At 63.4% G+C, this 21,604-nt stretch carries 20 protein-coding genes; 10 read left to right on the forward strand and 10 right to left on the reverse strand.

Annotated features, from left to right (window positions below; translation table 11 throughout):
* The first annotated feature begins 4 nt into the window (after positions 1–4).
* The 6 genes from plsY (at position 5) to rpmG (ending at position 9,011) form a co-directional block, all read left to right on the forward strand.
* Complete coding sequence (gene plsY, locus RLQ26_11300; protein ID MEQ9089308.1) at positions 5–622, forward strand: glycerol-3-phosphate 1-O-acyltransferase PlsY; 618 nt, start codon at positions 5–7, stop codon at positions 620–622.
* A 1-nt stretch (position 623) separates the two neighbouring features.
* On the forward strand, positions 624–1,772 hold the full coding sequence (gene dprA, locus RLQ26_11305; GenBank protein MEQ9089309.1) for a DNA-processing protein DprA: 1,149 nt from the start codon (positions 624–626) through the stop codon (positions 1,770–1,772).
* Positions 1,773–1,887: 115 nt separating this feature from the next.
* On the forward strand, positions 1,888–4,584 hold the full coding sequence (gene topA / locus RLQ26_11310) for a type I DNA topoisomerase (GenBank protein MEQ9089310.1): 2,697 nt from the start codon (positions 1,888–1,890) through the stop codon (positions 4,582–4,584).
* Positions 4,585–4,599: 15 nt separating this feature from the next.
* Positions 4,600–6,918, forward strand: coding sequence for a ribonuclease R (gene rnr / locus RLQ26_11315; GenBank protein ID MEQ9089311.1), 2,319 nt, complete (start codon positions 4,600–4,602; stop codon positions 6,916–6,918).
* A 179-nt stretch (positions 6,919–7,097) separates the two neighbouring features.
* Positions 7,098–8,708, forward strand: a complete 1,611-nt coding sequence (locus RLQ26_11320; protein ID MEQ9089312.1) for a S41 family peptidase — start codon at positions 7,098–7,100, stop codon at positions 8,706–8,708.
* A gap of 135 nt (positions 8,709–8,843) precedes the next feature.
* Positions 8,844–9,011: a 50S ribosomal protein L33 gene (gene rpmG / locus RLQ26_11325; protein MEQ9089313.1), complete on the forward strand. Its 168-nt coding sequence runs from the start codon at positions 8,844–8,846 to the stop codon at positions 9,009–9,011.
* A gap of 12 nt (positions 9,012–9,023) precedes the next feature.
* Here rpmG and RLQ26_11330 read toward each other — a convergent pair whose 3' ends face one another.
* The 4 genes from RLQ26_11330 to aspS form a co-directional block, all read right to left on the reverse strand.
* The gene (locus RLQ26_11330; GenBank protein MEQ9089314.1) at positions 9,024–10,448 is read right to left on the reverse strand and encodes a PleD family two-component system response regulator; all 1,425 of its coding nucleotides are present in this window, start codon (positions 10,446–10,448) and stop codon (positions 9,024–9,026) included.
* An 18-nt stretch (positions 10,449–10,466) separates the two neighbouring features.
* Positions 10,467–10,832: a response regulator gene (locus RLQ26_11335; GenBank protein ID MEQ9089315.1), complete on the reverse strand. Its 366-nt coding sequence runs from the start codon at positions 10,830–10,832 to the stop codon at positions 10,467–10,469.
* Positions 10,833–11,006: 174 nt separating this feature from the next.
* Positions 11,007–11,807 carry a DUF1849 family protein gene (locus RLQ26_11340; protein ID MEQ9089316.1) on the reverse strand — a complete coding sequence of 267 codons (801 nt, stop codon included), beginning with the start codon at positions 11,805–11,807 and terminating at the stop codon, positions 11,007–11,009.
* A 5-nt stretch (positions 11,808–11,812) separates the two neighbouring features.
* Positions 11,813–13,618: an aspartate--tRNA ligase gene (gene aspS, locus RLQ26_11345; protein ID MEQ9089317.1), complete on the reverse strand. Its 1,806-nt coding sequence runs from the start codon at positions 13,616–13,618 to the stop codon at positions 11,813–11,815.
* Between the two features lie 233 nt (positions 13,619–13,851).
* Between aspS and rnd the strand changes: the two genes are divergently transcribed.
* Positions 13,852–15,000, forward strand: a complete 1,149-nt coding sequence (gene rnd / locus RLQ26_11350) for a ribonuclease D (protein MEQ9089318.1) — start codon at positions 13,852–13,854, stop codon at positions 14,998–15,000.
* On the opposite strand, the gene RLQ26_11355 is transcribed toward rnd, so the two are convergent.
* From RLQ26_11355 to RLQ26_11370, 4 genes are read right to left on the reverse strand one after another with little or no spacing between them, the layout of a single operon-like run.
* The gene (locus tag RLQ26_11355; protein ID MEQ9089319.1) at positions 14,997–15,689 is read right to left on the reverse strand and encodes a DnaA/Hda family protein; all 693 of its coding nucleotides are present in this window, start codon (positions 15,687–15,689) and stop codon (positions 14,997–14,999) included. The genes rnd and RLQ26_11355 overlap by 4 nt on opposite strands.
* Positions 15,690–15,706: 17 nt before the next feature.
* Positions 15,707–16,780, reverse strand: coding sequence for an AI-2E family transporter (locus RLQ26_11360; protein ID MEQ9089320.1), 1,074 nt, complete (start codon positions 16,778–16,780; stop codon positions 15,707–15,709).
* Positions 16,777–17,346 carry a CDP-alcohol phosphatidyltransferase family protein gene (locus RLQ26_11365; protein MEQ9089321.1) on the reverse strand — a complete coding sequence of 190 codons (570 nt, stop codon included), beginning with the start codon at positions 17,344–17,346 and terminating at the stop codon, positions 16,777–16,779. Before RLQ26_11365 ends, RLQ26_11360 begins: the two co-directional genes overlap by 4 nt.
* Before the next feature lie 2 nt (positions 17,347–17,348).
* The gene (locus RLQ26_11370) at positions 17,349–18,509 is read right to left on the reverse strand and encodes a DUF2066 domain-containing protein (GenBank protein ID MEQ9089322.1); all 1,161 of its coding nucleotides are present in this window, start codon (positions 18,507–18,509) and stop codon (positions 17,349–17,351) included.
* An 80-nt stretch (positions 18,510–18,589) separates the two neighbouring features.
* On the opposite strand from RLQ26_11370, the gene purM reads away from it, so the two are divergent.
* The 3 genes from purM (at position 18,590) to RLQ26_11385 (ending at position 20,627) form a co-directional block, all read left to right on the forward strand.
* Positions 18,590–19,678, forward strand: a complete 1,089-nt coding sequence (purM, locus tag RLQ26_11375; GenBank protein MEQ9089323.1) for a phosphoribosylformylglycinamidine cyclo-ligase — start codon at positions 18,590–18,592, stop codon at positions 19,676–19,678.
* A gap of 10 nt (positions 19,679–19,688) precedes the next feature.
* Positions 19,689–20,336 carry a phosphoribosylglycinamide formyltransferase gene (gene purN, locus RLQ26_11380; protein MEQ9089324.1) on the forward strand — a complete coding sequence of 216 codons (648 nt, stop codon included), beginning with the start codon at positions 19,689–19,691 and terminating at the stop codon, positions 20,334–20,336.
* A gap of 168 nt (positions 20,337–20,504) precedes the next feature.
* Positions 20,505–20,627, forward strand: a complete 123-nt coding sequence (locus tag RLQ26_11385) for an aa3-type cytochrome c oxidase subunit IV (GenBank protein MEQ9089325.1) — start codon at positions 20,505–20,507, stop codon at positions 20,625–20,627.
* A 9-nt stretch (positions 20,628–20,636) separates the two neighbouring features.
* Here the strand turns inward: RLQ26_11385 and ndk are convergent, their stop codons facing one another.
* Complete coding sequence (gene ndk / locus RLQ26_11390) at positions 20,637–21,059, reverse strand: nucleoside-diphosphate kinase (protein ID MEQ9089326.1); 423 nt, start codon at positions 21,057–21,059, stop codon at positions 20,637–20,639.
* A gap of 85 nt (positions 21,060–21,144) precedes the next feature.
* Positions 21,145–21,600: a DNA polymerase III subunit chi gene (locus RLQ26_11395; GenBank protein ID MEQ9089327.1), complete on the reverse strand. Its 456-nt coding sequence runs from the start codon at positions 21,598–21,600 to the stop codon at positions 21,145–21,147.
* Positions 21,601–21,604: the final 4 nt, after the last annotated feature.

Below are 21,604 nucleotides of genomic sequence, written 5' to 3' on the forward strand. Positions count from 1 at the left end.
CATCATGCCCGATCCCGCCCTGTCCGGTTTCTATTATCTGGCCGCTCTCATGGCCGGCTACCTCCTCGGCTCGATTCCGTTCGGCCTGATCCTGACACGGCTCGGCGGCACGGAAGATCTGCGCCAATTGGGATCGGGCAATATCGGCGCGACCAATGTGCTGCGCACGGGCCGCAAGGGGCTGGCGGCGACCACGCTTCTGCTCGACGGCCTGAAAGGTGCCACCGCCGCCTGGCTCGGCCTGACCTACGGCATGGACATGGCCGCGCTGGCCGGGTTTGGCGCCGTTTTGGGCCATCTCTACCCTGTCTGGCTGAAGGGACGCGGGGGCAAGGGGGTAGCCACCGGGCTGGGGGTCATGGCCGGCCTGTCACCCTGGACGGCGCTGGGCGCTGCCGCTCTCTGGCTCGCCATGACGCTTGTTTTCCGATTCTCCTCGCTGGCCGCCCTCACCGCCTTCGCCGCACTGCCGATCCTCGCCTGGTATCTCGCTGATTTTCGCGTCTTTCAACTCGCTCTTGCGGTCTCCGCGCTGGTCTGGTGGCGCCACCGGGCCAATCTGGCTCGGCTGCTCTCGGGCACGGAGCCGCGTATCGGCGGCAAGCCCCGGCAGGAACGCTGACATGGCGGGGCCGGGTGCCGGTTCGCCCGAAGGCCGCCCCCTTTCGGCGGCGGCGCGCCTCGACTGGCTGCGTTTGATCCGGAGCGAGAATATCGGCCCCGTTACCTTCTTCCGCCTTCTTGAGCATTTCGGCACGGTCGAGGCCGCGCTGCGCGGCGCACCCGAGATGGCGCGTCGAGGCGGCCGGCAACGGCCCATCCGTATTCAGCCGCACGCCGAGGCAGCGGCCGAGTTTGAAAAGCTCGAAAAATTCGGCGGCCGCCTTCTGGCCGCATGCGAGCCCGACTACCCCGCCCCTCTCAGGGCGATCCATGACCCGCCGCCGGTGCTGACGGTTATGGGGCATGCCGGCCTGCTCACTCGCGAGATAGTCGCAATCGTGGGGGCGCGCAATGCGTCAGCCAACGGGCGGCGCTTTGCCCGCAACCTGGCGGCGGAGCTTGGTCAGGCCGGCGTCGTCGTGGCCTCGGGCCTGGCCCGGGGCATCGATGCCGAAGCCCATGCGGGCGCGCTCGAATCCGGCACGGTCGCGGTGGTCGCGGGCGGTATCGATGTGCCCTATCCGACGGAAAACAGGAGCCTATACGAGAAGATCGCGGCGCTGGGCGCAATCGTGGCGGAGCAGCCCCTCGGCACAGTCCCGCAGGCGCGGCATTTCCCCCGGCGCAATCGCATTATTTCCGGCCTGTCGCAAGGCGTCGTCGTGGTCGAGGCAACACGCCGTTCGGGCTCTCTCATCACGGCCCGCCAGGCGCTGGATCAGGGACGCGATGTCTTTGCCGTGCCGGGCACGCCGCTCGATCCGCGCGCCCAGGGCCCGAACGATCTGATCAAGAACGGTGCAATCCTGATCGAGGGGGCAAAAGATATTCTGGATGAACTCCGCAGCCGCCGGCCGCAGCGGATCACCGAGCCCAAAGGCCTTGATTTCTCGGAAAAACCGGCCGCATCCCTCCCCGAAAGCGAGGTCGAGGCGGCTCGTCCCGAAATCCTCAGCCGGCTCGGGCCGAGCCCTGTCGACGTTGACGAATTGCTTCGGCAATGCCAAGTGTCTCCGGCCATTTTGGCGACCGTGCTGCTCGAACTGGAGTTGGCCGGCCGTCTCGAACGCAGCGCCGGCGGGCGGGTCGCGCTTGTCGCCGGGCTTTGATTGGCCTCATTAACCTGCGGCTAACCTTGCCCCGCGCAATGTCGTCGCGCGCCGCGCGCATTGGGCCGAGAACGGAATTGGAACGTTTTTTTTGAAGAGGGGCAAATAGGCCGCCATGAAGGTCGTTGTCGTCGAATCCCCGGCCAAAGCCAAAACCATCAACAAGTATCTTGGTGACGACTATAAGGTCCTCGCCAGCTACGGCCATGTGCGCGACCTGCCTCCCAAGGAAGGCTCCGTCGACCCCGAGCATGATTTTGTCATGAAATGGCAGTTGTCGGGCAAATCGGCCGAACGGGTCCACAATATCGCCAAGGCGCTCAAGGGCGCCGATCAACTCCTCCTGGCGACAGATCCCGACCGCGAGGGCGAGGCGATCTCCTGGCATGTGCGCGAACTCCTGGAGCGTGAAGGCGCGCTCAAGGACGTGGACGTCAAGCGCGTCGTCTTCAACGAAATTACCAAGAACGCCATTCTCGATGCGGTCGAACACCCACGCGATCTGAATCGCGAACTGATCGACGCCTACCTCGCGCGCCGCGCGCTCGACTACCTCGTCGGATTCACCCTCTCCCCCGTACTCTGGCGCAAGCTGCCGGGATCGAAATCCGCCGGTCGTGTGCAGTCGGTCGCACTCCGCCTGATCTGCGAACGGGAAGCGGAAATCGAATCATTCGTCGCCCGCGAATACTGGTCGATCGAGGCGGTTTTCCGAACACCGGACGGCAAGAACGTCGTGGCGCGCCTGACCCATCTTGATGGCAAGAAACTCGGCAAGTTTGACTTGTCCAATGAAGACGAGGCTACTGCGGCCGCGCGCATTGCGGAAAACGCCAGCTTCCGCGTCGCCACCGTCGAGAAGAAACAGACGACGCGAAATCCCTATCCCCCCTTCACCACGTCGACCCTGCAACAGGAGGCCTCCCGCAAGCTGGGGCTGGGGGCGGCGCGCACCATGCGACTGGCGCAGGACCTCTACGAAGGCGCCCGTCTTGGTGGCGAGACTGTGGGGCTCATCACCTATATGCGGACCGACAGCGTCACCATGGCTCAGGAAGCCGTGCACGGCGCTCGTCGCGTGATCGCAAGAGAATACGGCGACCGCTACGTGCCGGACAGTCCGCGCCTGTACAAGAGCAAGGCCAAGAATGCCCAGGAAGCCCATGAGGCGATCCGGCCGACGGACCTCGGCCGCAGCCCGGCGCGAGTGGCCGGCCACCTGGACCGGGACCACTTGCGGCTCTATGAGCTGATCTGGAAGCGGGCCCTTGCCAGCCAGATGGCGAGCGCGAAGATCGACCAGGTCTCGGCCGACATCGGGGCCGACGACGGCCGCGCCGTTTTCCGGGCAACAGGGTCTACCATCGCCTTCGACGGTTTCCTGACCCTTTATCAGGAAGGCCGTGATGACCCGGATGACGAGAACGGCGATTCGCGCGCGTTACCTCCGCTCAGCGAAGGCTCGGCACTGGCCCGCGAAGCCGTCAAGCCCGAGCAGCACTTCACCCAGCCACCCCCGCGCTATACCGAAGCGAGCCTCGTCAAGCGACTTGAGGAACTGGGGATCGGCCGGCCATCGACCTATGCGGCGATACTTCAGGTATTGCAGCAACGCAAATATGTCGAACTCGATGCCAAGCGCCTGGTCCCGCAGGACCGCGGCCGCCTTGTCACATCGTTCCTGACGAGCTTTTTCGAGCGCTACGTCGAATACGACTTCACGGCCGATCTTGAGAACCAGCTCGATGACATCTCGGCCGGCAAGGTCGACTGGAAAACCGTTCTCCAGGATTTCTGGATCGCCTTTAAAAAAGCGGTCGACGCGACGTCGGAGCTTCGGGTGCGCGATGTCCTTGATGAACTGGATCGCGAGCTCGGACCGCATTTTTTCCGCGAAACCAAGTCTGGCGTCGATCCGCGCAAGTGCCCGGCCTGCGGCGAAGGGCGCCTGAGTCTCAAGCTTGGCAGGTATGGGGCATTCATCGGCTGCTCGCGCTACCCCGATTGCGGCTACACCTCGCCCCTGTCGGTGGACGGCCGGGACGATGGCGCCGTGGTGGGGCCGGAAGGGCTCAAACTGCTGGGCGCAGACCCGGAGACCGGACTCGACGTGTCGCTGCGCCGCGGGCCCTATGGCTATTACATTCAGCTTGGCGAGGCCAGCAAGGAGAAGGGCAAGGCCAAGGAGAAGCCGAAGCGTGCCTCCATTCCAAAAAATTTCGATCCGGCCGAAATCGATCTGAAAACCGCGCACGGCCTCCTCAACCTTCCGCGCGAGGTGGGGCGGCACCCCGAAAGCGGCAAGACAATCACGGCCGGAATAGGTCGCTTCGGCCCGTATTTGAACCATGACGGAAACTATGTTTCGCTGAAGAACGACGACGATGTGCTCTCCATCGGGCTCAACCGGGCGGTGACGCTGATCGCCGAGGCCCCGCAGAAGCGAGGTGGAGGCCCCGGGCGCGAGATCGGCCCGCACCCCGAGGACTCCAGGCCGATCATGCTGAAAAAGGGGCGCTTTGGTCCCTATCTCAGCCATGGAAGCACACGCGCGAGCCTGCCGTCGGGAGAGGACGAGGACAAACTCGGCCTCGAGCGCGCGGTCGAACTTCTGGCGGAACGGTCGGCCAAATCGGGGAAAAAAACGACGGGCCGAAAGACTGCCAAAAAGGCTGCCAAAAAGACGGGGCCAAAGAAAAAAACCGCCAAGAAATCAGCCCGCAAGAAGACGGCGCCCAAAAAGCAGACCGACAATAAGGCGGAAACGGGAGAGAGCGACTCCGCCAAATCAAGCTCTGCCGATGATTCGTAGGCGAGGCCACCCGACGTGGTGAAAAAGAAAAAGTCATCCGGCACACTTCCTTCCCGGGACGAGATCCTGGCGTTTGTAAAGTCGAGCCCCACGCCAGTCGGCAAACGTGAAATCGCGCGCGCTTTCAATATCAAGGGATCTGACCGGATTCCGCTCAAGCACCTCCTCAAGGAACTGCGCGAGGAAGGACTGATCGATTCCGGCCGGAAGCGAAAAGTCCGACCCAAGGGCACGCTTCCCGATGTGGGCGTGATACATATCACCGGCATTGATGAAGATGGCGAATTGATCGGCGCGCCGGCCGTCTGGCACGAAGAGACGCCGCCACCGCCGATCTTCGTCGCGCCCGACCGCAAAGGCCGGCCGACCCTGGCCGAGGGCGACCGCATACTGGCGCGGCTGACCCGACAGGCGGACGGCAGCTACGAAGCCAGCCCGATCCGGCTTATCGGTCCAGCGCCGAAACAAATCGTGGGCGTTCTCAGTCTCGATCCGGCGGGCGCCCGCCTCCAGTCGACCGACCGGCGCCACAAACAGGATTTCATCGTCGACAGCCAGGATACGTTGAATGCAGCCAGCGGCGACCTTGTCCTAGCGGAGATGAGCCCCGGGCGCTATCGCGGCCAGCCCCGGGCGCGCGTGACCGAGGTCGTGGGCCCGATGGGAGACCCGAGGACGGTCAGCCTCATCGCAATCAAGACCCACGATATTCCCGAGGAGTTTTCCAACGCCGCCCTCGAGGAGGCGCGCGCGGCGCAGCCGGTCCACGAGCCGGGCCGGCGCACCGATCTCCGCGACATCCCCCTGGTCACCATCGACGGCGCGGACGCCCGCGATTTCGACGACGCCGTCTGGGCTGAGCCCGATCCCGATCCCGATAATGCGGGCGGCTTCCATCTCATCGTCGCCATCGCCGACGTCGCCAACTATGTGCGCGCCGGCAGCGCCCTCGACAAGGCCGCCTTCGCGCGTGGCAATTCCGTCTATTTTCCGGACCGGGTCGTCCCGATGCTGCCCTTCGAGTTATCGGCCGATCTATGTTCGCTGAAACCGGGGGAATCTCGGGCCTGTCTCGCGGCCCATCTCTGGATCTCCGAGACCGGGCAGTTACGCCGGCACAAATTCGAACGCGGCCTCATGCGCTCGGCCGCACGACTGACCTATGAACAGGTCCAGGCGGCTCAGGACGGGCAGCCCGACGATCTGACCGGGCCCCTCGAGGCCGAGATCCTGACCCCTCTTTACAGCGCTTACCGGGCCCTGGCACGCGCCCGCGCCAAGCGCGGCACCCTCGATCTCGACCTGCCCGAGCGCACGGTTCGCCTCGGCGAGGACGGACGCATCGAGCGCATCGAAATCCGTGCACGACTCGACAGCCACCGGCTGATCGAGGAATTCATGATCGCGGCCAATATCGCTGCCGCCGAAACACTCGAAGGGCGACATTGGCCCTGCATGTACCGCGTGCATGCACCGCCCGATCCGGTCAAGGTGGAATCCCTGACCGAAGTGCTCGACGGGATGGGCTATCATCTGGACCCGAACCGGCTGACACGACCGCGCGCGTTTGCTGAGGTGCTTGACAAGGTATCGGGCGATCCGAACGAAACCCTGATCAACGAACTTATTCTGCGAACCCAGTCCCAGGCGGTCTACACACCCGAAAACCAGGGCCATTTCGGTCTCGCCCTTGCCAGGTACTGTCACTTCACCTCACCGATCCGGCGCTACGCCGATCTCTTGGTGCATCGCGCCCTGATTTCTGCGCTCCGGCTGGGCGAGGACGGGATTGACCCCGCCGATGGCGGCAAGTTCGAGGACTGGGGCGAGCAGATCTCGGGAACCGAACGGCGCGCCCAGGCGGCGGAACGCGACGCCATGGACCGCTACCTCGCCGCCTTCCTGTCAGGCCGCGTTGGCGATGTGTTTGACAGCCGGATCACCGGGGTCACCCGGTTTGGCCTTTTTGTCCGGCTGGTAAAGGAGGGCGCGGAAGGACTCGTCCCCGTGCGGGCATTGGGGGACGAATATTTCTTCCATGACGAGAAGCGGCATGCGCTTATCGGGCAGCAAACGGATACGGTCTATGTTTTGGGCGACCAGGTGAAAGTCCGGCTGCGCGAAGCCGATGGCGTGACGGGTGGCCTGATCCTGGATCTCCTGACCGAAGCGCGGGCACGGCCCCGGTCGATCCCCGCGCCGGATTCCCCAAGATCCGGCGGCCGTCTCACCTCGCACCGGAGACCGCCGCACAGGGGGCGCAGCAAATCCGGCCCCTCCGGCAAACAACCCGGGCCACGAGGCAAGCCCGGAAAACGGCGCCCCCGGCGCTGAAATGACGGCAAACCACCCCACCGGGCGGCGCAATTAACTGATTTTTGGCTGGTCTGGCTATGATAATCTCGATTGGAGGCCGGGCCCGGCCCGCGGCTGCCAGGTGCGGAGCGCGCCAGCGACCGGCGCAAATGCCCGAACCCTTGTTCCTGCCGTAAAACCCGATGAGAGCGGCCCGGATGACATCTCGCGACGATAACCGGAAAAAGCCGGCGAGGACTTCCCTCCACGTTTGCCGGGCCATGCTGTTGCTCGGGGCCATGGTCCCGGTGCTGGCCGCCTGCGCGACACCGAACCGGATCGTCAGCAATCGTGGTGTTGTCGATTCCGATGCGAGCGAGGTGCTGGCCGTGGGGTATCGCAACATTGCCGAGCGCTATATCGATCCCATGCGGCCGCAGCAGATCGCCCGGAACGCGCTCGAAGGGCTGAGCCATATCGACGGCAATATTTCGGTTCGGGTCGAGGGCGATGATCTGATGCTGGTATCGGACACCCATGTCCGTGGCCATTACCGCATCCCGGCCGAGGACGATGTCGAGGGCTGGGCACGCCTGACCTTCGATGTGATCGATGCCGGCCGCGCGGTTTCTCCCAATCTCAGAAAAGCATCGGACGAGGAACTCTATACGGCCGTGTTCGACGCCGCGCTCGATGACCTGGACGGCTTCTCCCGATATGTCGGGGCATCGGCGGCAGACAACACGCGCGCGCACCGGACCGGGTTTGGCGGGCTTGGCGTAAGGCTCCGCCACGAAGACGGGATCCTCACGATTCTCGATGTCTATGACGACAGTCCCGCGGCCACGGGCGGGCTGGAGGCCGGCGATTCCATCAGCCATATCGACGGCCAGCCGGTACGCGACCTGACACCGACCGAAGCGGTGGACAGGCTGCGCGGCCCGATCGGAAGCCATATCAACCTGACCATCAAGAAGAAGAACGGCAACCGCACCGTGGAGCTGCGTCGTGCGCTGATCGTGCCGCGCACCGTGTCCATGGTGCAGGAGAACCGGATAGCCACGATCCGCATCGATTCCTTCAACCGGCGGACGGCCCGTAACGTGGCCCGCTTCATCCGCCGGGCCGAACAGGACACGCTGGGCACTCTGAAGGGGCTCATTCTCGATTTGCGCGATAACCCGGGCGGCCTGCTCGACCAATCGGTCCTGGTCGCCGACATGTTCCTCGATCACGGCCAGATCCTCAAGACCAAGGGACGCCACCCGCAAAGCAGTCAGAATTTCGGCGCCGATTCCCGCGACGTCGCCCTTGGCGTTCCGATCGTGGTCCTGATCAATGGCGGTTCGGCGTCGGCTTCCGAAATCGTCGCCGCCGCCCTTCAGGACCAGGGCCGCGCCGTCGTTGTCGGTTCAAAATCCTATGGCAAGGGCACGGTGCAGAATGTGGTCCGCCTGCCCAATAACGGGGAAATCATCCTCACATGGTCGCTGATCTATACCCCGTCCGGTTATATGCTGAACAAGCTCGGCGTCCTGCCTACACTGTGCACCAGCTCGGCCGGGGACGGGGCAGCACCGAGTGTGAGCCAGATCGACGCCCTGCTCGACGCCGAAATTGCCAAACCCCGCACGAGCCTGACCTCCTGGCGCTACGCCAGTGCGGACACGCGAAAACTGATCGAGGCCACCTGCCCGGCCGTCTCCAAGAATTCGGACCGGGATCTCCAGATCGCCCGGCTCCTTCTCGAGCATCCGGTCCTGTACGCCAAGGCGCTGATGCTTTCCGGCCCGGAAATCTCGACGGCCCAGGCCGCAGACACGGATTAAGACGTTATTTCAATCCATTATGCGGCCGGTCGAGGCCCGGAGACGGGAACCCGCCGCTTGCCGCCGGACTTGACAGGCGCGGCGCGGCCGCTATGTTCGGGCGCCTCAATCGCCACCAGAGAGCGGACCAGGGTCATGGCCAAAGCCAACACGATTACAATCAAACTCGAAAGCACCGCGGACACGGGCTACTTCTACGTGGCGAAGAAGAACCCGCGCAAGATGACGGAAAAAATCGAGAAAAGAAAATACGACCCGAAGGCCCGCAAGCACGTGATCTTCAAGGAAACGAAGATCAAATAAGCGGGTCAGGCGCTATCTGGCCGCCGCCGCGTCACCGGACCCGCCACCGTGCGGCCGTCCGGCACTGACCGTCTCGATCCTGACACAGTTGCCACCGGCGAATTTCGCCTGATACATGGCTGTATCTGCCAGGCCCAGCAACTCGACCGGACTGACGGCCGCCGCCTCGGTCAACGCAGCGCCGACACTCATCGTAATGGCGAGACTGGCCTGTCCCGGTTTGACAGGCTCGATGGCAAGCCCCCTGATTGCCTCACAAAGACGATCGGTCACTCGCAAAAGCAAGTCCTCGCTCATATCCGGCGTGACGACGACAAACTCATCCCCCCCAAGCCGCGCCACCATGTCGAACTCGCGCACCCGCTCACGCAATATCCTGGCGACCTCCATGAGGACGCGGTCCCCCACCGCATGGCCTTGGGAATCGTTAATCTGTTTGAACGAATCGATGTCCATAAAGATCAGCCCAAGTGACGAGCCCGGGCGCATCTGTGCCAGCTTCTTTTCAAGGTGCACCTCGAAATAGCGCCTGTTGTAGACCCCCGTCAGTGGATCCGTCAGAGCCAAATCGAGACTCCGGGCATAACCGTCCTTCAGCCAGCGATGGTACTTGTGGCGCGCGACCTGCGTCTTGGCACGGGCTGTGAGCTCCGCTCGATCCAGCGGACGCACGACATAGTCGTTGACGCCAAGGTCGAGCGCCTTGAAAAGCTCTTCCTGCATCTGCTCGTTCCCGATCACGATGATGGGGACCGATCGACTCTCGGGACGCGCGCGCAATTGTGAACAGAATCGCACCGCGCCGCCCCCTTCGACGGAGCCGACCACGAGCAGATCGTAATCCGCCTGGGCCAGCCGCGCGAACGCCTCGTCATTGCCCTTGGCCGATTCTATGTCAGCGCCTGCCTGAGCGAATATTTCACACAGATGGGCACGCGCTTCGTCATACTCGTCGACTGCCAGCACCCGGGCGCCCCTGATCCCGAGATCCCGCATTTTTGCCAGTTCCTCGGAACCGCCGAACTGGCCGAATGATTCCTCGCGCACGCGCCATTCGTCCATGGTCTGCTTGAAACGGATGAGAGATTTCAGGCGGGAAAAAAGGGCTTCGTCGCGCACCGGCTTGGTCAGGAAATCGTCGGCGCCCACTTCGAGGCCGCGGAGCCGGTCGGCCCGGTCAGAGAGGGCGGTGACCATAACGACAGGAATGTGTGAAGTCGCAGGATCCGCCTTGATTCTTTCACAGACCTCAAACCCGTCCATGCCCGGCATCATGACATCGAGGAGAACGACGTCAGGCGCCGCCTCGCGGACCTGACGCAACGTTTCCTCGCCGTCATAGGCGGAAATGATGCTGTAGTACTCTGCGGTGAGCTTCGCTTCCAGCAACCTGACGTTCGCTGGAACGTCGTCCACAATAAGAACTAAGCCAGTCATTTGCGCTGCCAGTCAAACTCATCCGAGGAATTTTCGGACCGTATCGATGAAATTGGAAACGGAGATCGGCTTTGCAATGTAGGCTTCACAACCGCCATCTCGGATCTTCTGCTCATCCCCCTTCATGGCGAAGGCGGTTACCGCGATGACCGGGATATGGCGCAACACCTCGTCGCCCTTGATCCACTTGGTGACCTCGAGGCCGGATACTTCCGGCAATTGAATATCCATGAGAATGAGGTCGGGCGAATGCTCGCGCGCCAGTTTCAGGGCTTCCAGCCCCTCCCGGGTCTGAACGGTCTCGTAGCCATGAGCCTCCAGCAAGTCCCGGAAAAGCTTCATGTTCAGTTCGTTGTCCTCGACAATCAGAACCTTCTTTGACATCAATTTTCCCGACTGTGTCTCGGCCGCCGTCATCCGCCTGATCCCCGCATACCCTTCGCCCCAAGGAACCTGACCGATGGTCGCGGAAGCGGGTTAATTTTCCCTTAGACTTTACGATCTTAATCCTAGACTGCCCGGCGTGGTTAACAAGCCTTATGCCCGGGAGGCGCTGGCCTAGCAGGCAGGCTCGGGCAGGAATTCGAACTCCTCGAGGCTGGCGCGGACGGTAAAGTTACCGAAATCCAGCACCATTGCCTCCGCCACCCCGTTCTCAAAGAGCCGGACGCTCATCTCGTAATCGGGCGCGCCATTCCGGTTGTCGGGGTCGTAGAAGGCGATCTGGACGTTCCATCGTCCGATATCGGGCAGGCCCAGACCCGAGTCTGGCACCTTGCCCGGCGGAATGTGCGAAAGGACCAGGACGCTGGTGTCACTCGACCCCTGGGGCGTGCTGCCATCGAATACGGTGCGCGAAAACTGGCGTTTTCCGGCTCCGGCCATGTCGAGAATTTCCAACAGATGCCGGGTCGGAAAGACCGTTCCGGCCGACAGATCGACGGTTCCCTTCTCCGGCGCCGTGAGGATCACCTGTCCTGGCCCGCCCGGCCGTTCCAGGGTCGCATGCCCGGCCCGACGTTCCGCCGCCCGGCCGTCCCGGTTGGTCTGCGTGGCGAAGCGGAATTGAAGTCCGTCGAAACTCTCCCAACTGGTATAGGCCGTGTCCGTGTTGATCGCCGCCCCCTCTCGGGGGAACGCCGCCATCTTGATCCGCTGCGAAGACAGCCACCCATCACAGGATTTTCCGACCTCGACCCACATCCTGCCATCGGCGCGGATGATATCGCTGCCCGGCCGGGCCCCACCCGGCTCCAGCGTATAGCTGGCCCGGTGAGGCGCCAGGGTTGCAGCCAGAACGACTCCACCATGCGCAGACAGGCAGAGAAACACCAGGATCGTGGCGGTTGCGGCACGCATCAGGCTCAGCCTTCCCTTTCCGCCGCCTCAGGCTTTCGCACAGGGGGCTTGCGGATATCGACGTGAAGCTCGCGCAGGCGTTCTGCGCCAAGCGCGGAGGGCGCCCCCAACATGAGATCTTCTGCCTGCTGGTTGAGCGGGAAGGCTACCACCTCCCGAAGATTGGGCTCGCCCAGGAGCATCATCACAATCCTGTCGATCCCGGGGGCCGCGCCGCCATGGGGCGGTGCCCCCAGCTTGAAAGCGCTCAATAGTCCGCCGAACTTCTCTTCCAGATCTCCAGCGCTGTAGCCGGCGATCTCAAAGGCCCGGTACATGATTTCCGGCAAGTGGTTACGGATGGCGCCGCTCGACAGCTCGATGCCGTTGCACACGATATCGTACTGATACGCCTTGATTTCAAAAGGTGGCAGTGCATTGAGAGCCTCAAGTCCCCCTTGAGGCATCGAGAAAGGATTATGGCTGAACTCGACGGCGCCCGTGATTTCGTCCTGTTCATACATCGGATAATCGACGATCCAGCAAAACCGGAACGTGTCCTTTTCCAGGAGGTCCAGCTCCAGCCCGACCCTGTTTCGCGCCGCCGCCGCCAGCCGGGCTGATTCCTTCGGGTGACCGCAGGCGAAAAACACCGCGTCCCCGTCGGTCAGCCCCGCGGCCTCCCGGAGCCGGGCCAGCCGCGCCTCGTCGAGCCGCTTGGCGATAGGCCCCTTCACCTCGCCTCCGTCGAAAATAACGTAGCCCAGGCCCGCCGCCCCCTGCTCGCGCGCCCAGTCGTTCATCTTGTCGAAATAGCTCCGCGGCTGCCTGGCCGCCCCGGGCGCCGGAATGGCCCGGACCAGAGCGCCTCCGCTGATCTGACTGGCGAAAATCTGGAAATCGGAATCGCGGAATATCTCAGTCACATCCGCATTGACGATGGGGTTGCGCAAATCGGGCGTGTCGTTGCCATATTTCAGCACCGCTTCCTCGTACGGGATCCGTGGAAACGGCAGTGGCGTCACGGCCTTGCCGCCACTAAATTCCTCAAACACACCGTGGATTACCGGCTCGATCGCGTTGAACACATCTTCCTGTGTCACGAAGGACATCTCAAAATCAAGCTGATAGAACTCCCCGGGCAGCCGGTCCGCCCGGCTGTCCTCGTCTCGAAAACAGGGGGCGATCTGGAAGTAACGATCGAAACCGGCAATCATCAGCAATTGCTTGAACAACTGCGGCGCCTGGGGAAGCGCATAGAATTTTCCCGCATGCACGCGCGAGGGTACAACGTAATCCCGTGCGCCTTCGGGCGAGCTCGCCGTCAGGATCGGCGTTTGCAATTCGTTGAACCCGGCCTCGACCATACGGCGGCGGATGCTGGAAATGATCGCGCTCCGCAGTGTCAGATTACGGTGCATGCGCTCGCGCCGCAGGTCGAGGTAGCGATACGTCAGCCGCACATCCTCGCCATAATCCTGATCGCTGTTGACTTGCAGCGGCAGCGGATCGGATGCCGACAGCATCTCGAACTCGCGGACACGAAGCTCCACCGCACCGGTCGCCAATTGCGGATTAACCGTATCGGCGGAGCGCGCGGCGAGCGGGCCGGTCACCGAGACGACGCTTTCCAGCCGCCAATTCGAAATTTCGGAAAAGCCGGGGTCGCCGGCCTCGACAACACATTGCGTCAGCCCGTAATGGTCGCGCAAATCGACAAACAAAAGATGACCGTGATCTCGAATCCGGTGTACCCAGCCGGATAGCCGGACGACCTCGCCGACATGGGACTCGCGTAACTCGCCGCAAGTATGAGTGCGGTAGGGATGCATTGATTGAACCTCTTCAGGCGGCCACCGGATTCCTGCCCGCGGCCGGGAAAATCGGCGAAAAACCCCGCCTGCCCGGCCACCGGACGAGACGCTAAACCGCATGGAACAGACCCGATTGTCAAGGGGAGCCGGCGGCGGCCGGGTCCCGGGACAGACCGGTCGGGGGCCCAATGCCCCGGCCTCCGGGAAGGAAGGTTTTGCAAGCGTGCGGAATTTGTGTATCTCTCCACCCCATGGACCTGATCACCGAGACCGCCGCACTCGCGGAGTTCACCGAGAAGCTCGCCACCGAACCCTTCGTCACTGTTGACACGGAATTCGTCCGGGAACGGACCTATTGGCCGCGCCTGTGCCTCTTGCAGCTCGGCGGAGCCGACCGGGCGGTCGCGGTCGACGCGCTGGCGCCGGGGATCGATCTCTCGCCGGTCGCGGCTCTGTTCGCCAGTTCCGGCCCGGTCAAGGTCTTTCATTCAGCCCGACAGGACATAGAGATCTTCGTCAATCTCTGGGGCGAGGTGCCGACCCCCCTTTTCGACACGCAGGTTGCCGCCATGGTCTGCGGTTTCGGCGACTCGGTGGGGTATGAGAAACTTGTGAACAAAATTGCCAGGGCCAAACTCGACAAGGCAAGCCGGTTTACCGATTGGGCGCACCGGCCGCTGACCGAACGCCAGCTAAAATACGCACTTGGCGACGTCACCTATCTGCGTGAGATTTACTGCTGGCTTGAGAAAGAGCTGGCGCGAACAGGGCGCGCGGCCTGGGTCAGCGAAGAAATGGAAATTCTCAAGAGGCCGGAAACCTATCTGGTCCACCCCGAGGATGCCTGGCGGCGGCTCAAGACGCGCAGCACCGATCCCCGTTTTCTGGCCATCGTGCGCGAATTGGCCGCCTGGCGGGAAGAGGCGGCACGGACGCGCAACATACCGCGCAACTGGATCATCAAGGATGACGTCCTGCTCGATATCGCCGCCCGCAGCCCCCAGTCACCGGATGAACTGCGCCAGTCGCGACGGGTACCCAAGGATTTCAGCGAAAGCAAGCTGGCGCCGGCAATTCTGGAGGCGGTTGCCCGTGGCCGCGCTCTTCCGGCCGAGGAATGTCCGATGGTCGACGGGCGACCCGATCTGCCTGCCAACAAGCGCCCCCTTGTGGAATTGATGAAGGTCCTTCTCAAGTTGAAATGCGACGAGCACGATGTCGCGCAGAAGCTGGTGGCCAGCAGCGAGGATCTGGAACGAATCGCGCTCGATGACAGTGCAGCGGTTCCGGCCCTCCAAGGCTGGCGACGGCACGTCTTCGGTGATGATGCGCTCGCGCTCAAGCAGGGGCGGATCGCGCTGACGGTCGATTCCCGCGGACTGCGCCAGATTCCGATCTAGTCGCCTTCCGCCCTGCCCTGGTCCTCCAGGACAGCCCGCGCCAACGGCACAGAAACCTTCTGCCCGCGCGCCAGCGACACCGCATCGAGGCGGGCTGCGATATCCCTGGCGGCTTCGAACGAGCGCTCGATCCGCGCCAGAAGATAGCGCATCACGTCATCCCCGACCCGGACCTGGCGGTCCGAAAATGCCTTGGAAATCACGGCAGCCAGCAGGTGATCGTCGGGCGGGGCTATCGTGGCCGCCCCCATCGCCGTCAGCCGCGACGCCAGATCCGCCGGCTCGGCACGCCAGTGCCCGGCCGGCCGCGTCGCGGTCAGCAGCACACTGGCGCCATTTTCCCGAATGAAATTGATGACGTGCAGCAAGTCCCGCCCGTCAGCCACTTGATCCGCGTCATCGATCACAAGTGCCCGGGCGGCGCGAACTCCTTCGGGTGCGAAAAGTCCCTCGCCAGTCCCCGACTCGAAGCCGCGCAAACTCCCGCCGGCAATGATCGGTGCCCCTGTGCGCTCGCGAAAGACATGGGCGAGATGCGTCTTGCCGCTTGCCCGCGGGCCGGAAACGACGAGACCCTGGGCAGGCCAGTCGGGCCAGCGATCGATCCAGGCGATCGCGGCATGGTTCGAGTCCGTCACCAGAAAATCGTCACGACCGAGCGCCGGGCGCGGCGCAAAGACCAACGGCAATTGCCGGCCGCCTGAAGTCACTGCTGCGGCCCGGGGCGCGGCCGATCGTCACCGAGATAGAGCCGGCTTTCGCGGTATTTTCCCATGGCAAATCGCAGCAGCACGCCAATTGTGGCGGCGACCGGCACGGCTGTGAGAACACCCACGAAACCGGCCACCGCCCCGCCCGCCAGGAGGGCGAAGATGACCCACACGGGATGAAGCCCGACCCGGTCCCCGACGAGCTTGGGCGTGAGAAAATTTCCCTCGATCGCCTGGCCCGCGACGAAGATACCGGCAGCCAGGCCGACATACAGGATGTCGCCGAACTGGATGGCGGCCAGAACCGTCGCCAGCACAAACCCGCCGATCGCGCCAAGATAAGGTACGAAAGACAGAAGACCCGCGATCAGCCCCACAAGAACACCGAATTGCAGGCCCAGGGCCGTGAGCGCCACGGCATAAAAGATTCCCAACACCAGACAGACGGACCCGACACCGCGCAGAAAGCCCGACAGGGTTTCGTCGATCGCGCGGGCCTGGGACCTGACCTCGGCCAGATGGTCGCGGGGAACCCATGAATCGATACGGGCGACGATCCGGTCCCAGTCGCGCAGCAGATAGAACGCAACGACCGGCGTCACGACAAGGAGAGCAATAACGTTGAAGACATTGAGAATGGCCTGCGTCGCGCCACCGACCCATTTCAGCAGGCCTTCAGCGATCTTGCCTGCGTTCTCACCAAGGGAGCCGAATTCGGCGAGCGCAATCTGATCCGTCAACTGTTGCAGGTAAGGGGTGAGGACGGCGGTCAGCTCGGCGACATATTCGGGCAGGTTTTTGGCCAGTCCGGCTGCCTGGACCGTCACGATTGGCACGATCAGCAACAGCGCCGCCGTCACGATCAGGGTAAACGCAAGCAGCGCCAGTAACGTCGCAAGCCATCGCGGACACCTTACCGCTTCCAGCCGGTCCGCCAGCGGGTCGAGCAAATACGCGATAAGTGCGCCCAGGACGAACGGCAGGAGGATGGCCTCGAAAAAATTGAGCAACACGATGAAGACGGCGAGAACGCCGATCCAGATCAGGCCGTGGCGGGTTGCGCGTGTCATACCGGTCCTCCCGCTTTATCGATTCCCATCAGGCCGTTCCATACGTAGAGCGCTCCGGAGGCAAGGGTCGTGGCGGCGACCATGTAAATCAGCACGCTGAGCCAGACTCCTGCGTCGATATAACCGCCAAGCTTTGCGAGAACAAACCCGGCGAGTGTTATCTGGAGCAACGTGTTCGCTTTCGAGATCAGCAGGGGCTTCATCACGACGTGATCGCGCAGCATGTGCTCCAGTATGAGGCCCCCGACGATGACCGCATCGCGGAAAACCACCAGAATGACAAGCCAGTCCGGTATATAGCCCTTGAGACCAAGTGACACGTAGATGCTCACGAGCAGCGCCTTGTCGGCAAGCGGATCGATATACGCGCCCAAAAGAGACCTCAGGTCGAATGTCTTGGCAATGAAGCCATCAACCCCGTCCGAGATTCCCGCCAGGATAAAGACCCAGAATGCGGCCACCAGATGGTCCTCCAGCACAAGCCATATCACGAGGGGCGCGCACATCAGCCTGAGCAAGGTGATGATGTTGGGAATCGTGAAGGAGTAGCGGTAACTGTCGACCATCGCTACCGGTCCGCCCCGTCGGCCGCCAGAACCCACCAGTTCTGCTTGCGGGTAAGACTCAGGTCTTTTTGCGCCAGCGCCACTTCCAGTTGCTCGCGATCACCGAGATAGGTCAACAGCACCTGCGCCTCGGTCCGAGACATCGCGATCAACTGGCTGTTCTTCACAAAAGCGACGTCGGCCAGCCGGTCGCGCACCGTGATCCAGTTGGACAAAGCCTGTAGGGGCACAAACGCCAGGATCTGCTCGTCTGTGCCGAAGCGCAGCAGGTTCCGCTCCTTCCAGCGCTGGTCGATATAGGAAGCCAGGCGGTTGGCCGCTCCCAGGAGCAGATTGGCGTTGGTCTGCCCGGGCGCGCCCTCGATCCGGTCTACGATGGTCTGGTCGGGCAGGGCCGCGCCATACCAGCCGCCGCTCAGATCCACAATTTTCGGACGCGGCGAAGCACCCGCGCCGTCCGCCGGGGCCGCGTCCGACCCGGCCTCACGGAGCCGGGCCACGGCCACAAGGACCGAGCCCGCATCGTAGCGGGCCGCGATGTTGTCCAGCGCCGTGTGGTTGGCCGACAGGGCGGCCTCGGCCGACAGGGCAGACATGTCCAGAAGGTCGCCGAGCGGCAGCATGAACGGGACCAGCCCGTCCGGCAGCGGCCTTTCGGCCCAGGCATTGAACCAGAGGTTATCAGGCTCCCAGAGGAGCGGGCCGGATCCGGACATCAGCACCGGCAGCACCAGGACAGGCTTGCTTTCCGTCTCGGCATAACTGATGCCGCGCTGGCGCAGCAATTGCCGGATCCGCTCGGCATCGAAACTGACGGACAGGGTGGCGAGGTATCGCACGTCCGATGCCTTTTCAGACTGGATTTCGACGCCCTTGACGTAGTCGCCCAGCCGGGCCGCCAGCGGGTCGGGCAGTCGCGCGTGATCGGCCGTCTGTGTCAGCCGACGCAGCAGCCGCCCCAGCGCCGCGCGCTGGCCGTGCTCGAGTGCGACCTCGCGCGCCTCGGTGGAACTGGCCGCCCGGACATCCACCTCCACCCCGTCCACCGTGAAAAGCTCCCCCGCCTGTGCCGGTGGCACCAGGGAAAGGCAAGCCGCACCGATCAGAAACAGGCAGTGGACGAATACGAGCAGATGGGGCTTTTTTTGCGTACCGACGACCATTGAAAACACTTTGGGATACAGTATGGTCTTTCACGCTCGCCCCGCAGGGGCCGAGCGTCAAGAACGATAGCTACCCTATCATGAGGGATGACGCCATAATTAGCCGCACCTACAAAGACGCCGGGGTCGATATCGATGCGGGCAGCCGGCTGGTGGACGCCCTGAAGCCCTTGGCCCGGGCCACCCGGCGCCCCGGCGCCGACAGTGATCTCGGCGGGTTCGGCGCGGTCTTCGATCTCAAGCCGCTGGGCTATCGGGACCCCCTTCTGGTGGCAGGCACGGACGGGGTCGGGACCAAGCTGCGCATCGCGATCGAGGCCGGGCGTCTGGAGACGGTCGGGATCGATCTTGTCGCCATGTGCGTCAACGATCTCGTCGTCCAGGGGGCGGAACCCCTTTTCTTCCTCGATTACTACGCGACGGGCGCGCTCTCCGTCGCCGACGCCACGCGGGTCATCGGAGGCATCGCCGAAGGCTGCAAGACGGCCGGCGCGGCACTGATCGGCGGCGAGACGGCGGAGATGCCGGGTATGTACGCCGGCGCGGATTTTGATCTTGCGGGTTTTGCGCTCGGCATCGTCGAGCGGGAGCGCCTGCTGACGGGCGCAGCAGCGCGGCCGGGTGACGTGGTGCTCGGCCTCGGCGCATCGGGGCCTCATTCGAACGGGTATTCGCTGATACGCAAGATTGTCTCCGAGAGCGGGCTCGGTTATGACGCCCCCGCCCCGTTCGCAACGGACGACGAACTCGATACCCCCTCGCTCGGCGAGGCGCTGCTGGTGCCGACGCGGATCTACGTGCGGCCCTGCCTTGAGGCCCTGTCGGCAGGCGGCGTCCACGCCCTCGCCCACATCACCGGCGGCGGTCTCGTGGAAAATATCCCGCGGGTTCTGCCCGGGGAGGTGACAGCCGTAATCGACGCCGGCCGCTGGCCACTGCCGCCCGTCTTCCGCTGGCTGATGGAGACAGGAAAAGTGGTGCCTCGGGAAATGGCACGCACCTTCAATTGCGGCATTGGCATGGTCGTCGCCGTGGCGCCGGATCGCGCCGGAACACTCCGCGACATCTTCGAAACGCACGGCCTGTCCGTCCACGAAATCGGGCGGCTGGAGCCACGGGAGGCTGCGGCCATCAGGTTTGAAAACCTCGAAGCCTGGCAGCGGGACTGACGGGGCCGGCATGAGGACGGCGATTTTCATCTCCGGGCGGGGCAGCAACATGCGGGCCCTGATCGATGCGGCCGCCACCGACGATTTTCCGGCCGAAATCGCGCTCGTGATCTCGAACACGCCGGACGCGGCCGGGCTCGAGTACGCGGCAGAGTGGGACATCCCGACCCGGGTGCTCAATCATCGCGACTTCGACGAACGGGGGGATTTCGATAACGCGCTCCACGACATCGTCGCGGCCGCCGGAATCGAGCTGATTTGCCTGGCGGGTTTCATGCGCCTCCTTGGCGAGGAGTTCATCCAGAAATGGCCCGATAGGATCATCAACATCCACCCCTCACTCCTGCCTGCCTTTCGGGGTTTGAACACCCACGAACGCGTCCTGAGCACGGGCGTTCGCTTTACCGGCTGCACTGTGCATCTCGTTCGCCCCGAGATGGATGACGGTCCCATCATCGGACAGGCCGTGGTCCCCGTCCAACCCGACGACGGCCCCGAGGACCTGGCCGAGCGCGTGCTCGCGGCAGAGCATCGGCTCTACCCGTATTGCCTTTGGCTGGTCGCCTCGGGCCGGACCCGGGTTCAGGGCGCCACGGTCGTTCTGGAAAATACACAAACGCCCGACACGGTCCTGCTCAACCCGCTCCCGGACCGGTGAGCGATCCCCCGGCGGAGAAATACCCGGCGAGATCTTGCCGAAGAGAAGCTTGACTTGCCCGACGGAAGCCTCAAAAAATGTGCCCGGTCCTGACGGAGCGACAGGCCGACTCGCGGGACACGCTACCGAAGCGCCACACCCGGTGGGCGCAGGAAGGGAAAGATAGACATGGCGGCACAACCCGATCTCAAAGAGCACCAGCAGACCTGGCACGGTGTCGTGAAGTTGATGGCTGCGCTGGCCGCTGTCAGCCTCATCACACTGGGGCTGATGGCGATCTTCCTGGTTTAGGCCGGGCGCCTACCCCGTGATTTCGATCTCGGCGAAGAAATAGCCGATCTCACGCCTGGCGGAGTCAGGCGAGTCCGAGCCATGCACCGAGTTCGCCTCGATCGATTCGCCGAAATCATGGCGGATCGTTCCCTTCTCCGCCTTGTCCGGGTTAGTGGCTCCCATCACATCGCGGTTTTTCTGGATTGCGCTCTCTCCTTCGAGAACCTGCACGATCACCGGCCCGGATGTCATGTAGGTGCAGAGATCGCTGAAAAACGACCGCTCACTGTGCTCGGCATAGAATCCTTCAGCCATGGGCATCGTCAGGTGCAGGCGCTTCTGGGCGACGACCCGCAGCCCGGCATCTTCCAGGCGGGCAATAATCTGCCCGGTAATATTGCGCCGGGTTGCGTCCGGCTTAACGATCGATAGGGTCCGCTCTACAGCCATTGCTTCAATCACTCCTTTGCCTCGGGTTGCGGCCTTATATCCGGGCAGAGGGCATTCGGCAAGGTTGAGGCCGGGCCGGCCGTCATCAGGCCGAGGCCTGTTTCTCCCAGCCGCCCCCTTCGGTCTGCCGCCAGTAAGTCAGGCCATGGCCCGCAGCCGTGGCCGCTCGCCACCGCTCGCGGGCGGCCACGACCGCCGCCTCGTCCCGGCCATCGAACAGATCCAGGCACCGCGCATACGTTGCGAGCCTGTCCGAATTCATTCCATCCAGCAGAAACAGCACGCTGGCGGTGTTGGGGTTTTCGTCTTCGGTGGTCAGATAGATTGGCTGGCGCGCCGCCTCGCCATCTTCGGCCGCTCCGTGCGGCAAAAAGGACTTTGGATCATAGGTCCAGAGATGGGCGTTGAGGAACTTCACCCGCTCTTCCGAGCCCGCGAGGATAACGGCCCGGCCGCCCGCCTCCAGCATCTTTTCCAGAAGTCTGGGAAGCGCGCGCTCCAGCGGGCTCACCAGCAAATGGTAGAAGCCGATATCCGTCATCGCC

It is taken from the genome of Alphaproteobacteria bacterium (assembly GCA_040220875.1).
Lineage (GTDB): Bacteria > Pseudomonadota > Alphaproteobacteria > JAVJVX01 > JAVJVX01 > JAVJVX01.

Bases quoted from the DNA above. Each gene is read 5' to 3' on its own strand.
- rnd (MEQ9089318.1), top strand. From the start codon at position 13,852: ATGGACCTGATCACCGAGACCGCCGCACTCGCGGAGTTCACCGAGAAG.
- RLQ26_11320 (MEQ9089312.1), top strand. From the start codon at position 7,098: ATGACATCTCGCGACGATAACCGGAAAAAGCCGGCGAGGACTTCCCTC.
- RLQ26_11385 (MEQ9089325.1), top strand. From the start codon at position 20,505: ATGGCGGCACAACCCGATCTCAAAGAGCACCAGCAGACCTGGCACGGT.
- plsY (MEQ9089308.1), top strand. From the start codon at position 5: ATGCCCGATCCCGCCCTGTCCGGTTTCTATTATCTGGCCGCTCTCATG.
- RLQ26_11330 (MEQ9089314.1), bottom strand. From the start codon at position 10,448: ATGACTGGCTTAGTTCTTATTGTGGACGACGTTCCAGCGAACGTCAGG.
- RLQ26_11335 (MEQ9089315.1), bottom strand. From the start codon at position 10,832: ATGTCAAAGAAGGTTCTGATTGTCGAGGACAACGAACTGAACATGAAG.
- topA (MEQ9089310.1), top strand. From the start codon at position 1,888: ATGAAGGTCGTTGTCGTCGAATCCCCGGCCAAAGCCAAAACCATCAAC.
- RLQ26_11340 (MEQ9089316.1), bottom strand. From the start codon at position 11,807: ATGCGTGCCGCAACCGCCACGATCCTGGTGTTTCTCTGCCTGTCTGCG.
- RLQ26_11365 (MEQ9089321.1), bottom strand. From the start codon at position 17,346: ATGGTCGACAGTTACCGCTACTCCTTCACGATTCCCAACATCATCACC.
- purM (MEQ9089323.1), top strand. From the start codon at position 18,590: ATGAGGGATGACGCCATAATTAGCCGCACCTACAAAGACGCCGGGGTC.
- aspS (MEQ9089317.1), bottom strand. From the start codon at position 13,618: ATGCATCCCTACCGCACTCATACTTGCGGCGAGTTACGCGAGTCCCAT.
- RLQ26_11395 (MEQ9089327.1), bottom strand. From the start codon at position 21,600: ATGACGGATATCGGCTTCTACCATTTGCTGGTGAGCCCGCTGGAGCGC.
- dprA (MEQ9089309.1), top strand. From the start codon at position 624: ATGGCGGGGCCGGGTGCCGGTTCGCCCGAAGGCCGCCCCCTTTCGGCG.
- purN (MEQ9089324.1), top strand. From the start codon at position 19,689: ATGAGGACGGCGATTTTCATCTCCGGGCGGGGCAGCAACATGCGGGCC.
- ndk (MEQ9089326.1), bottom strand. From the start codon at position 21,059: ATGGCTGTAGAGCGGACCCTATCGATCGTTAAGCCGGACGCAACCCGG.
- RLQ26_11370 (MEQ9089322.1), bottom strand. From the start codon at position 18,509: ATGGTCGTCGGTACGCAAAAAAAGCCCCATCTGCTCGTATTCGTCCAC.
- RLQ26_11360 (MEQ9089320.1), bottom strand. From the start codon at position 16,780: ATGACACGCGCAACCCGCCACGGCCTGATCTGGATCGGCGTTCTCGCC.
- rpmG (MEQ9089313.1), top strand. From the start codon at position 8,844: ATGGCCAAAGCCAACACGATTACAATCAAACTCGAAAGCACCGCGGAC.